10 protein-coding genes are annotated in these 11,948 nt (G+C 74.4%); 2 read left to right on the plus strand and 8 right to left on the minus strand.

All coding sequences use genetic code 11. From position 1 onward, the window contains the following. Nucleotides 1-145 precede the first annotated feature (145 nt). The gene (locus DDJ31_RS17205) at nucleotides 146-712 is read right to left on the minus strand and encodes a hypothetical protein (RefSeq protein ID WP_240678177.1); all 567 of its coding nucleotides are present in this window, start codon (nucleotides 710-712) and stop codon (nucleotides 146-148) included. Next, nucleotides 676-2,085 (minus strand): molybdopterin-dependent oxidoreductase, encoded by a 1,410-nt coding sequence (locus DDJ31_RS17210; protein WP_127179404.1) that lies wholly within the window; start codon nucleotides 2,083-2,085, stop codon nucleotides 676-678. Before DDJ31_RS17210 ends, DDJ31_RS17205 begins: the two co-directional genes overlap by 37 nt. Before the next feature lie 750 nt (nucleotides 2,086-2,835). On the opposite strand from DDJ31_RS17210, the gene DDJ31_RS17215 reads away from it, so the two are divergent. Continuing rightward, the gene (locus DDJ31_RS17215) at nucleotides 2,836-3,870 is read left to right on the plus strand and encodes an isopenicillin N synthase family dioxygenase (RefSeq protein WP_127179403.1); all 1,035 of its coding nucleotides are present in this window, start codon (nucleotides 2,836-2,838) and stop codon (nucleotides 3,868-3,870) included. An 81-nt stretch (nucleotides 3,871-3,951) separates the two neighbouring features. Here the strand turns inward: DDJ31_RS17215 and DDJ31_RS17220 are convergent, their stop codons facing one another. Then, nucleotides 3,952-5,052 (minus strand): citrate synthase 2, encoded by a 1,101-nt coding sequence (locus DDJ31_RS17220; RefSeq protein WP_127179402.1) that lies wholly within the window; start codon nucleotides 5,050-5,052, stop codon nucleotides 3,952-3,954. 146 nt (nucleotides 5,053-5,198) lie between these two features. Between DDJ31_RS17220 and pdxH the strand changes: the two genes are divergently transcribed. Then, entirely contained in the window at nucleotides 5,199-5,876 is a 678-nt protein-coding gene (pdxH, locus tag DDJ31_RS17225; RefSeq protein WP_127179401.1) for a pyridoxamine 5'-phosphate oxidase, read from the plus strand. A 73-nt stretch (nucleotides 5,877-5,949) separates the two neighbouring features. Here the strand turns inward: pdxH and DDJ31_RS17230 are convergent, their stop codons facing one another. The 5 genes from DDJ31_RS17230 to DDJ31_RS17250 form a co-directional block, all read right to left on the minus strand. Next, nucleotides 5,950-6,555: a TetR/AcrR family transcriptional regulator gene (locus DDJ31_RS17230; protein ID WP_127179400.1), complete on the minus strand. Its 606-nt coding sequence runs from the start codon at nucleotides 6,553-6,555 to the stop codon at nucleotides 5,950-5,952. Continuing rightward, nucleotides 6,543-7,277: an enoyl-CoA hydratase family protein gene (locus DDJ31_RS17235; protein ID WP_127179399.1), complete on the minus strand. Its 735-nt coding sequence runs from the start codon at nucleotides 7,275-7,277 to the stop codon at nucleotides 6,543-6,545. Before DDJ31_RS17235 ends, DDJ31_RS17230 begins: the two co-directional genes overlap by 13 nt. After that, nucleotides 7,274-8,836: a 4-coumarate--CoA ligase family protein gene (locus DDJ31_RS17240; protein ID WP_127179398.1), complete on the minus strand. Its 1,563-nt coding sequence runs from the start codon at nucleotides 8,834-8,836 to the stop codon at nucleotides 7,274-7,276. Before DDJ31_RS17240 ends, DDJ31_RS17235 begins: the two co-directional genes overlap by 4 nt. Nucleotides 8,837-8,864: 28 nt before the next feature. Then, nucleotides 8,865-10,025: an acyl-CoA dehydrogenase family protein gene (locus DDJ31_RS17245; protein WP_127179397.1), complete on the minus strand. Its 1,161-nt coding sequence runs from the start codon at nucleotides 10,023-10,025 to the stop codon at nucleotides 8,865-8,867. A 77-nt stretch (nucleotides 10,026-10,102) separates the two neighbouring features. After that, nucleotides 10,103-11,944, minus strand: a complete 1,842-nt coding sequence (locus DDJ31_RS17250; protein WP_127179396.1) for an acetyl/propionyl/methylcrotonyl-CoA carboxylase subunit alpha — start codon at nucleotides 11,942-11,944, stop codon at nucleotides 10,103-10,105. Nucleotides 11,945-11,948: the final 4 nt, after the last annotated feature.

An 11,948-nucleotide genomic window follows, 5' to 3' on the forward strand; every position in this document is an offset into this window, starting at 1 on the left:
CGCCGTCTACGTCCTCGGTCCGGCGTTCGGCACCCGGCCGTCGGTGAGCGAACTCGCGTACGGAGCGGCGGCGGCCCTGGTCCTGGTGGCGGCCTGGGCGCGGCGGCGGGCCGCCTCCGACCGGGGGCCCGCCGGCCGGGCCGGGTCACTCCGCGGCTCTCCGGGCTCGTGCCCGAGCACGGGCCGCCTTGCGTTCCGGCCGCAGGCGCAGCCAGGTCCTGACGGCCAGGACCAGCGCCGAGGCGAGGAAGAGGCCCGCGGTGACGAGGAGCCAACGGGTGAGGAACCCGTCCGCTGACAGGGCCGTGTAGGCGGTGTAGTGGCCGCCCTGACGCAGGATCAGCGGCCACCAGACGAGGAACAGGACCCCCGCGACGAAGGCCGGGACGCGCAGGTGGTTCACACCGGGCCGCGGCACGCCGCCTGGCGCGGGGCTCCGGCCGCGGAAGAGGAACTGGGCGGCGCGGTCGGTGAGCGAGTAGGCGGGCAGCAGGACCAGGTCGTGGAGGAGGGCGGCGCCGACGAACCAGATCACCACCCCGACGGTGTCGCCCTTCAGCAGCCGGACACCGGCGTAGAGGGCGACGGCGAAGCAGGCCAGGGTGAGCAGGAGGCGCCGCGGTGAGGCGCCGTAGCGGCGCCCGAAGGCCGCGGCCAGGGCCGTGCCGGTGCGCTTCACGCGGGCTCTCCGAAGGTGAGGCGGGTGACCCATTTGGTGTTGTGGACGCCGGGCGCCGCCGGGATGATCACGCGGGCCGGGTAGCCGTGGTCGGGTGACAGATCGGCGCCGTTCACGCGGGTCGCGAGGAGCGAGCGGTCGTCGCGGGCCTGGTTGGCGGCGAGGACGACGGAGGAGAAGGACCCGCCGCGCTGGACCGACTCGACCAGCACGTGCGGGGTCTCCTCGCCGAGTCCGACGAGGGCGGCGAGGTCGGTGAGGCGGACCCCTGACCACTGCTGGTCGGGGGTCGACCAGCCCTCGACGCAGGCGATCGGCAGCGCCGCCTCCCGCTGCGGCATCGCCAGCAGCATCTCCCGGGTCAGCACCGCCTGGCGGCCCGCGCCGCGCACCGTCAGCCGCCAGGCGGGCCCGATGTCGCTGGGGCGGATTCCGCTGGAGGCCGCGGTCTTGTTGATCTGGAAGCCGTTCGGGCCGCTCCCGGGGTCGCGGCCGTGCGGCGCCAGCAGGGCGGTCCCGCGCCACCAGCCGCCGATGCTCTGCCCCGCCGTCACGGCGAAGAGGGCGAGGGAGCCCGCGCCCACCGTCGCGACCGCGCCCCGCCGGGAGATCGTCGCGGGCGCGGGCCGGGGCGGGACCAGCCCGGCCGCCTCCGCCGAGTCCGGCGCTGGCTGCCACCCGCGGCCGGCCCGGACCGCGCGGACGGCACGCGGCAGCCGCGACGAGACATGGACGACGAACGCGGCGACGAACACCCAGGCGCCGTAGAAGTGCAGCGTGTAGAAGGAGCCGGGGAAGACGTAGTCGAGCTGGATGTTCAGGATGCCGGTGACGAACGTGAACCCGGCCCCGCCCACCAGCAGGAGCAGGGAGATCCGCTCCAGGGCGTGGGCGGCGGAGCGGACCGGCGGCCACTCGAACAGCTTCGGGATCACCGACCACAGCTTGGCGAGGAGGACCGGGACCAGCGTCACGCCCAGGACGGTGTGCACGCCCTGCGTCAGCCGGTACAGCCAGTGCGGCGAGGTGGGCCAGGTGAACAGGTAGAACCCCAGCCAGCCCTTGTCCGGCGTCTGGTCGTTGCGCGCGGCGAGGTCCGGGTTGTAGGCCGCGTACGACAACAGGCCCGTCACGAACAGCACCACGACCCCGACCAGCAGCACCAGTCCGAAGACGCCCGTCAGCCACGGCCCCCGCAGCGGACTGCGCCAGAACCCGGGGCGGGCCGGACCCGGCGGCGGACCCGCCGCCCGCGCCCGTCCGACCGCGCCCCGCACCCGCTCGGCGACCGGTGCGCGCGGCGGCTTCGCGGGTTGCTCGGGCCTCGCGGGTCTCTCGGGCCTCGCGGGGGCGGGCCGCCGCTCGGGCACGCCGTCCGGCTGGTCACTGTCACCGATCGCACCCATCCGGTACTTCTCCCTACACATCCGACTCATCGGGCATGAGCGTCCGGGAGAACATCCCGCGCCCGCGCCCTCCACCGGAGCCGTGACACGCGGCTCTCACCACCGCGCGAGAAAAACGGTTGATCGGGGCGCCGCGCCTTCTTAGGGTGGTCGTACACGAGAAGGGAGGTGGTTCGGCAGATGTATGCAAACCGGACGCGTGAGGTGACTGCGGGCTAGCGGCCCGTCATCACACCGAGTGCGGTGCCGGACCAGCACGTGAGGGATGCGTGCAGCCGGCCCAATCCCAGCAGTCACCGACCCGCCAGCTCGCCGGTACGTCCGGCCGGCTCCTCCCGCCGCGAGGCGGAGGAACCCGAGCTGGCGGGTCGTCCGCGTTCCCGGACCGCGAGCCGTACCGGGACGAGGTCCGCCGCCGAGGGCGAGGGAACGGGCGCCGTTCTCCCGGGTGCCGTGGCTCCCCCGCTCCACCGCTCCCCCGGCTCCCCCCGGCCGCCGCCGCCGTCGCCGCCGTCACCCGCCGCAGTACCCTTCCGTCATGGTTCTGCTCGTTCGGCGTCGCCACGTGGACTTCGTCCGCGTCACGAGCATGGGCTGTCGGCGCTCCGCCTGACCTCGGCCCCTTCCGCCGCACCTCGCGCGGACCGCGCACCCCCCGCGCCCCTCGCACCCCTTTCATCCATCGGCTCCGGTGCCACGCGCCCACCCATGGCCGGCGCCCGGGTCCCCGTACACCCGCGGACACATCTGATGACGCACCTCTCGACGACCCCGTCGTACGACCAGCTCCCGATCATCGACCTGTCGGCCGCCGACCGCGGCCCGCAGGCGCGTTCCCTGCTCCACGCCCAACTGCACAGCGCCGCCCACGACGTGGGGTTCTTCCAGCTCGTCGGGCACGGGATCACACCGGACGAGACCGCCCGCCTGGTGGCGGCCACGCACGCCTTCTTCCGGCTCCCCGAGGCCGACCGGCTGGCGCTCGACAACGTCAACTCGCCGCACTTCCGCGGCTACACGCGCACCGGCGACGAGCGCACCGGCGGCTCCCGCGACTGGCGGGACCAGCTCGACATAGGCGCCGAACGGCCCGCCCGCGCGCCCGGCCCCGACGAGCCCGCGTACTGGTGGCTAGAGGGGCCCAACCAGTGGCCCGCCGCCCTGCCCGAGCTGCGCACCGAGGCGCTGGCCTGGATCGACCGGCTCAGCCTGGTCGCCGCCCGGCTGCTGCGCGAACTGCTGACGTCGATCGGCGCGCCCGCCGACTTCTACGACCCGGTGTTCGGCGCGCACGCCCACCCGCATCTGAAGCTGGTGCGCTACCCCGGCAGCGCAGGCGACGGCGCGGGACAGGGCGTCGGCGCGCACAAGGACTACGGCTTCCTGACGCTGCTGCTCCAGGACCGGGTCGGCGGGCTCCAGGTGCAGCGCGAGGACGGCCGGTTCCACGAAGTGCCGCCGCTCGACGGCGCGTTCGTGGTCAACCTGGGCGAGCTGCTCGAAGTCGCGACCGACGGCTATCTGGTCGCCACCAACCACCGGGTGGTCAGCCCGGCAGGCGCGACGGAGCGGTTCTCGGTGCCGTTCTTCTACAACCCGCGTCTGGACGCCCGGATCGAGCCGCTGCCGTTCCCGCACGCGGCGACGGCGCCCGGCGTGAGCGACGACCCCACCAACCCGCTCTTCGCCGAGTACGGCTACAACGAGCTGAAGGGCAAGCTGCGCGCCCACCCCCCGGTGGCCCGCCGCCACCACGCCCACCTGCTGGCCCCGACCCCGGCCTGACGTCCCACCGGGGCTGTTCCGGGGCGGGCGAAGTGGGCGCGGGGCGCGGGCCGACTGCCCGCGCCCCCGTGACCGCCGTCGTCAGCGGGCGATGGCGTCGAACCCCTCGATGTCGCCAGGACCCCGGGTGCCGGGACCCACGTAGCGGGCGGACGGCCGCACCAGCCGTCCCGTCCGCTTCTGTTCGAGGATGTGCGCCGACCAGCCGGCCGTGCGGGCGCACGTGAACATGGACGTGAACATGTGGGCGGGGACCTCGGCGAAGTCCAGGACGATGGCCGCCCAGAACTCGACGTTGGTGGCGAGGACCCGGTCGGGGCGGCGGCTGTGCAGCTCCGCGAGGGCCGCCTTCTCCAGCGCCTCGGCGACCTCGAAGCGCGGCGCGCCCAGCTCCCGCGCGGTGCGGCGCAGCACCCGCGCGCGGGGGTCCTCGGCGCGGTAGACCCGGTGCCCGAAGCCCATCAGCCGCTCGCCCCGGTCGAGGGCCTGCCGGACGTAGCCCTCGGCGTCGCCGGTGCGTTCGATCTCCTCGATCATCCCGAGGACCCGCGAGGGCGCGCCGCCGTGCAGCGGTCCCGACATCGCGCCGACGGCCCCGGAGAGCGCGGCGGCGACGTCCGCGCCGGTGGAGGCGATGACGCGGGCGGTGAAGGTGGACGCGTTCATGCCGTGCTCGGCGGCGGAGGTCCAGTAGGCGTCGACGGCGGCGACGTGCTTGGGGTCGGGCTCGCCACGCCAGCGGATCATGAAGCGTTCGGTGATGGAGCGGGCCTTGTCGATCTCGGTCTGCGGGACCATCGGCACGCCCTGGCCGCGCGCCGACTGGGCGACGTAGGACAGGGCCATCACGGCGGCCCGCGCGAGGTCGTCGCGGGCCCGGTCGGCGTCGATGTCGAGGAGCGGCCGCAGCCCCCAGACCGGGGCGAGCATGGCCAGCGCGGACTGGACGTCCACCCGCACGTCACCGGAGTGCACGGGGATCGGGAACGGTTCGGCGGGCGGCAGTCCCGGGTTGAAGGCGCCGTCGACGAGCAGTCCCCAGACGTGTCCGAAGTCGACGTGTCCGACGAGATCCTCGATGTCGACGCCCCGGTACCGCAGGGCGCCGCCTTCCTTGTCGGGTTCGGCGATCTCCGTCTCGAAGGCGACGACTCCTTCGAGTCCGGGTACGAAGTCGGACATGCGGCGGCTCCTCGTGGCGTGACGGCTCGGCCTCTCGCACGATATCCCCGAGTGCCACCTTTGGGCACCCCTTGCGGCACTCAGTGCCACCCGAGGGAGGGGTGAAGTGACCCCGTTCCGGGCCGCACATACGGCAAGATGATCGCGTGACCGACCCCGACGCCGTCCCCCGCGGCCCTCTCGATCCTTCCGTGATGCGCGCGCGGTACTCGGCCGAGGGGCTGTCCGAGTCCGCGCTCGCCGCGACGCCGACCGAGCAGTTCGCCCGCTGGTTCGAACAGGTCGTGACCGGGGCGCGGCTCCACGAGCCGAACGCCATGGTCGTCTCGACGTCCGACGCGGAGGGCAGGATCAGCTCCCGCACGGTGCTGCTGAAGCAGTTCGACGCCGACGGCTTCGTCTTCTACACCAACTACGGCTCCCGCAAGGCCCGCGACCTGGCCCAGAACCCGCACGTCTCGCTGCTGTTCCCGTGGCACCCGGTGGCACGGCAGGTCATCGTGACCGGGGTGGCGCGGCGCACCGGGCGCGACGAGACCGCCGCCTACTTCCGCACCCGCCCGCACGGCTCCCAGCTGGGCGCCTGGGCCAGCGCGCAGTCCTCGGTGATCGGCTCGCGCGCCACGCTGGACAGCGCCTACGCCGAACTGGCGGCCCGCTATCCGGAGGGCGAGCAGGTGCCTGTGCCGCCGCACTGGGGCGGGTTCCGGGTGGTGCCGAGCGCGGTGGAGTTCTGGCAGGGGCGGGAGAACCGGCTGCACGACCGGCTGCGGTACGTGCCCGCGGCGGACGGCGCCTGGCGCGTGGAGCGCCTCAGCCCCTGACCCTCGAGCCCTCACCCCCGGCCCCCGTCCCCCGGCCCGCGGTGAGGTCCGGGGCGGGTGGTGCCGGGGCCGGTCAGTCCGCCAGCTCCCGGTCCAGGATGTCCGCCCACTGCGCGACGACCCGGCCGCGCCTGGCGGTGTCGTCGGTGAGGAGGTGGGCGAGGCCGAGCCCCCGCGCCATGTCCAGCAGGCCCTGGACGGTTTCGCGGACGCCCGGCCCGCTCTCGTCGGCGCCGAGCAGTTCGACGGCGGCCCGGTGGCTCTCCCGGCCGACGCGCGCCTCCAGCTCCGTCACCCGCGCGCCGAGCTGGTCCTCGTTCGAGGCGGCCACCCACAGGTGCAGGGCGGCCCGGAACAGCGGACCGGTGTAGAGGTCGACGAGGGCGGCGACGACGGCCCGCCGGTCACCGGCGGCGCCGTCCGGGAAGAGGGCGCGCAGGGCGGTGGAGCGTTCCTCGGCGACGTACTCGACGGCGGCCGTGAAGAGGTCCTCGCGGGTCGGGAAGTGGTGCTGGGCCGCGCCCCGGGAGACCCCGGCGCGCTCGGCGACGACGGAGACCGTGGAGCCCGCCCAGCCGTGTTCGGCGAGGCACGCGACGGCGGCCTCCAGCAGCCGCTGCCGGGTGGCCCGGCTGCGGTCCTGCTTGGGCGAGCGGTCGACTGCGGTCACAGCACCCATGCGGGATCCCGTCGTTCTAGGAAGGCCGTCATCCCCTCGCGCGCGGGCGGTGACGAGAACAGCCGGCCCGAGAGCGCGGTGAGATCGGCCGCGTCCCGGTCGAAGGCTTCGAGCACCCTAGCCGTGAGCAGCTTCTTGGTCTCCGCGAGGGCCTGCGGTGCGGCTCGCCGCAGCCCGTCGAGGACGGGTCCGAGGACGGCGTCCACGTCGTCGCCCGCGGTGGTGAGCAGGCCGAGCCTGACGGCCTCGGCGGTGTCGAACCGCTCGCCGGTCAGACAGTGGCGGGCCAGGGCGCGCGGGTCGGCGCGGGGCAGCAGCGGCAGCGAGATGATCGCCGGGGCCACCCCGATGCGAACCTCGGTGAAGGCGAACGTGGCGGCGGTGCCCGCGGCGGCGATGTCGCAGGCGGCGAGCAGCCCGAGGCCGCCCGCCCTGACATGGCCGGTGACCCGGGCGACGACGGGCCTCGGCAGTTCGACGACGAGCCGCAGCAGCCGCACCAGGTCCTCGGGGGCGGGCGGGTCGCGCAGGTCGGCTCCGGCGCAGAAGGTGGTGCCGGTGTGGGTGAGGACGACGGCGCGCACGTCGTCGTCGTGCGCGCACTCGGTGAGCGCGGCCGTCAACTCCCGCACCAGGGGCGCCGACAGGGCGTTGCGGGTGTCGGGGGAGTCGAGGCTGAGGGTCCGCACGCCGCGCGCGTGGGCGCGGCCGACGCCGCTCACGCCCGGTCCCGCAGGACGCGGCGGAGGATCTTGCCGGTGGCGGCGCGCGGCACGGTGTCGACGAAGGTGACGGCGCGCACCCGTTTGTAGGGGGCGACGCGTTCGGCGACGTACGTCATGACCTCCCCTTCGGAGAGGCCGGTGGCCGCGCGGACCACGTGGGCGTGCGGGATCTCGTCGCCGCGGTCGTCGAGGGCGCCGACGACGGCGGCGTCGGCGATGCCCGGGTGGGTGAGCAGGAGGGCCTCCAGTTCGGCGGGGGCCACCTGGTAGCCCTTGTACTTGATGAGTTCCTTGACCCGGTCGACGACGAACAGCCAGCCGTCGGCGTCGACCCGGCCGACGTCCCCGGTGTGCAGCCAGCCGTCCGCGTCGAGGATCGCGGCGGTGGCGTCGGGGCGGCCCAGGTAGCCCTTCATGACCTGGGGGCCGCGGATGAGGATCTCGCCGGTCTCGTCGACGCCGAGGTCGCGCGCGGGTCCTTCGAGGGGGACGACGCGCATCTCGGTGCCCGCGATGAGCTTGCCGACGGTGCCGGGCGGCGCGTGCTCCATGGCGTCGAGCGGGACGACGTGGGTGCCGGGGGAGAGTTCGGTCATGCCGTAGGCCTGGCCGACCGGCGGCAGGCCGAGCCGGTGGGCGCAGGCCGCGGCGAGGGTGGCGTCGAGGGGGGCGGCGGCGCTGAGGATGTAGCGCAGCGACGACAGGTCGTGGTCGGCGACCGCCGGGTGCTTGGCCAGCGCCAGGACGATCGGCGGGGCCACGTACAGGCCGGTGATGCGGTGGTTCTCGATGGCCGCGAGGAAGCTCTCCAGGTCGAAGCGGGGCAGGACGACGACGGTGGCGCCGGAGCGCAGCGGCGCGTTCATGAGGGCGGTCAGGCCGTAGATGTGGAAGAACGGCAGCACCGCGAGGATGCGCTCACCGGGTTCGACGCGCACCGAGGGCTCCAACTGGGCCAGGTTGGTGGCGATCTGGCGGTGGGTGAGCATCACGCCCTTGGGCAGTCCGGTGGTGCCTGAGGAGTACGGCAGGACCGCCACGTCGGTCACCGGGTCGAGGGTGACGTCGGGTTCCGGGTCCTGGCAGGCGAGCAGGTCGAGCAGGGAGCGGTGGCCCGGCGCGCGGTCGCAGACCAGGATCTCCCGTACCCCGCCCGCGAGTTCGGCGGCCCTGCGGGCGGTGTCGAGGAGCGGGGAGACGGTGACGATCCAGCGGGCGCCCGCGTCCCGCAGCTGGCCGGCGAACTCCTCGGCGGTGGCCAGTGGATGGACGGTGGTGACGGTGGCGCCCGCGCGGGTCGCCGCGTAGAACGCGGTCGGGAAGGCGATCGTGTTGGGGCTGTGCAGCGCGAGCACGTCCCCCTTGCGGACCCCGAGCGCGGCGAGCCCGGCGGCCACCCGCCGGTGGAAGCGGTCCAGTTGGGCGTAGGTGAGAGTGGTGCCGTCGGTGCCGTCGATCAGTGCGGGCCGCTCGCCGTACTCGGCGGCCCGGCCCAGGACCGCTTCGTGGATGGGGAGTTCTACGGGCGGGACGTCGGCGTACTCGCTGCGGAACACGGTTCCTCCTCGCACCACGCGGTGCCGGTCAGTACGACTTGGGCAGGCCGAGGCTCTGGTGGGAGACGTAGTTGAGGATCATCTCCCGGCTCACCGGGGCGATCCTGGCGACCCGGGCCGCGGTGATCAGGGAGGCGATCCCGAACTCGCGGGTGAGTCCGTTGCCGCCGAGGGTGTGCACGGCCTGGTCGACGGCGCGCACACACGCCTCCCCGGCCGCGTACTTGGCCATGTTGGCGGCCTCGCCGGCCCCGACGTCGTCGCCCGCGTCGTACAGCAGGGCCGCCTTCCGGGTCATCAGGCGGGCGAGTTCGAGTTCGATGTGGGCCTGCGCGAGGGGGTGGGCGATGGCCTGGTGGGCGCCGATCGGGGTCTTCCACACGGTGCGTTCACGGGCGTACTCGACGGCCCGCCCGAGCGCGTAGCGGCCCATGCCGATCGCGAACGCGGCCGTCATCACACGCTCCGGGTTGAGTCCCGCGAACAGTTGGAGCAGTCCGGCGTCCTCGTCGCCGACGAGCGCCTCCTGCGGCAGCCGCACCTCGTCGAGGGTCAGCTCGAACTGCTTCTCCGCCGCGTTCAGTTCCATGTCGATGGGGCGCCGGGTGAAGCCGTCGGCGTCGCGCGGGACGATGAAGAGGCAGGGTTTGAGGGAGCCGGTGCGGGCGTCCTCGGTGCGGCCGACGATCAGGGTGGCGTCGGCGATGTCGACCCCGGAGACGAACACCTTGCGGCCGGTGAGCAGCCAGTCCGCGCCGTCCCTGCGGGCGGTGGTGGTGATGCGGTGGCTGTTGGAGCCGGCGTCGGGCTCGGTGATGCCGAACGCCATCAGGCGGGTGCCGTCGGCGAGGGCGGGCAGCCACTCGTCCTTCTGCGCGTCGGTGCCGAACCGGGAGATCACCGTGCCGCAGATCGCCGGGGAGACGATCATCATCAGCAGCGGCGCCCCGACCGCGCCCAACTCCTCCAGGACGATGGAGAGTTCGGTGATGCCGGCGCCGCCACCGCCGTACCGCTCGGGGAGGTTGACGCCGATGTAGCCGAGGGCCGCCGCCTCCAGCCAGAGGTCCTTGGGGTAGCCGCCCTCCTCCTGGACGCGGGTGAGGTAGTCGCGGCCGTAGCGCCGCCCGAAGGCGGAGACCGCGGTGCGTAGTGCCTGGTGTTCGTCGGATTCCAGCAGGGTGGGCATGGGGCTCCTTGGGACGGGGGGACGGGTCTCGCGGTGCGGCGCCTTGCTCCTTGTGCGAGGGGGGAGGGCGTGGGCCGCTACCCGGGGCGGACCACCGCCAGCAGCGTGCCCACCGCCACCTGCCGGCCGGGGGCGACCTCGAGCGCGGTCAGCGTGCCCGTCACCGGGGCCGTGACGCGGTGTTCCATCTTCATCGCCTCGAGCCACAGCAGCGGCTCGCCCGCCTTCACCTCCACGCCGGGCGCCAGCCCCTCCGCCACCCGGACGACGGTGCCCGGCATCGGCGCCACCAGGGAGCCGGGGGCCAGCGGGGCGACCGGGTCGGGGAAGCGGGGCAGCGCGGTCAGGGCGGTGGCGTTCACCTGGACCCGGTCGCCGTACCTGGCCACCGCGAACCGCCGCCTGACGCCGTCGACTTCGAGGACGACGAGAGCGGCGTCGGCGTGGATCACCCGGACGCCGTCGGCGGCCAGGCCCTCCCGGGTGTGCCGGTAGTGGACCTCGTGCTCCTCGCCGTCGACCGCGTACCGCTTGGTCTGCGGCCCGGAGCCGAGGTTGCGCCAGCCGCCGAACCGGGAGCGGCCGTGGGCGTCGGCGAGGGCCGCCGCGAGCGGCGCGTACGGGTCGGGGTCGGGGGCGGTCAGGGCCGTCAGATGGCGGTCGTAGAACCCGGTGTCGAGGCGGCCCGAGGTGAACGCGTCATGGCGCAGGGACCGCACCAGCAGGTCGCGGTTGGTGACCGGGCCGTGGATCGTCGCCCGCTCCAGGGCGCCCGCCAGCGTGCGCAGCGCCTCCGCGCGGGTCGGGGCGTGCGCGATCACCTTGGCGAGCATCGGGTCGTAGTGGACGCCGACGGTGTCGCCGTCGCCGTACCCGCTGTCCAGGCGGACGCCCTCGGGGACGGCGAGGCGGTGCAGGGTGCCGGTCTGCGGGGCCCAGTCGCGGGCCGGGTCCTCCGCGTAGAGGCGGGCCTCGACGGCGTGGCCGCGCGCGGGCGGTGGCGCGCTCTCCAGGGCCGCGCCCTCCGCGATCCGCAGTTGCAGCGCGACCAGGTCGATGCCGAACACGGCCTCGGTGACCGGGTGTTCGACCTGGAGGCGGGTGTTCATCTCCAGGAAGTGGGCGGTGTCGCCGTCGAGCAGGAACTCGACGGTGCCCGCGCCGACGTACGACACGGCGCGCGCCGCCCGCTCCGCGAACGCGCTGATCTCGTCGACGAGTTCGGCGCTCAGGCCGGGTGCGGGTGCCTCCTCGATCACCTTCTGGTGGCGGCGCTGGAGGGAGCAGTCGCGGGTGCCGAGGGTCCACACCGTGCCGTGGCCGTCGGCGAGGATCTGCACCTCGACATGGCGGCCGCCCTCGACGTACGGCTCGACGAACACCTCGCCGTCCCCGAAGGCGCTCGCGGCCTCGGCGCGCGCCGCCGCCAGCGCGCCGTCCAGCTCCTCGACGCGGCGCACCACCCGCATGCCGCGCCCGCCGCCGCCCGCCGCCGCCTTCACCAGGACCGGCAGATCGGCGGCGGTGACACGGGTGAGGGGCGCGATGCCCAGCAGCTCCTTGGCGCGGGTCTTGGACGCCATCGCCTCGATCGCCTCGGGCGGCGGGCCGACCCAGACCAGGCCCGCGTCGAGGACGGCGCGGGCGAAGCCGGCGTTCTCGGAGAGGAAGCCGTAGCCGGGGTGGACGGCGTCGGCGCCCGCGGCGAGGGCCGCCCGCACGATCAGGTCGCCGCGCAGATACGTCTCGGCGGGGGTCGCGCCGGGCAGCCTGACCGCCAGGTCGGCCTCCCGGGTGTGCGGGGCGTCGGCGTCGGGGTCCGCGTGCACGGCGACCGTGCGGATGCCCGCCGCACGGCAGGTGCGGAAGACGCGGCGGGCTATCTCGCCCCGGTTGGCGACGAGCAGGGTGGAGATCATGGGC

The organism is Streptomyces griseoviridis, from assembly GCF_005222485.1.
Taxonomy (GTDB): Bacteria; Actinomycetota; Actinomycetes; order Streptomycetales; family Streptomycetaceae; genus Streptomyces; species Streptomyces hintoniae.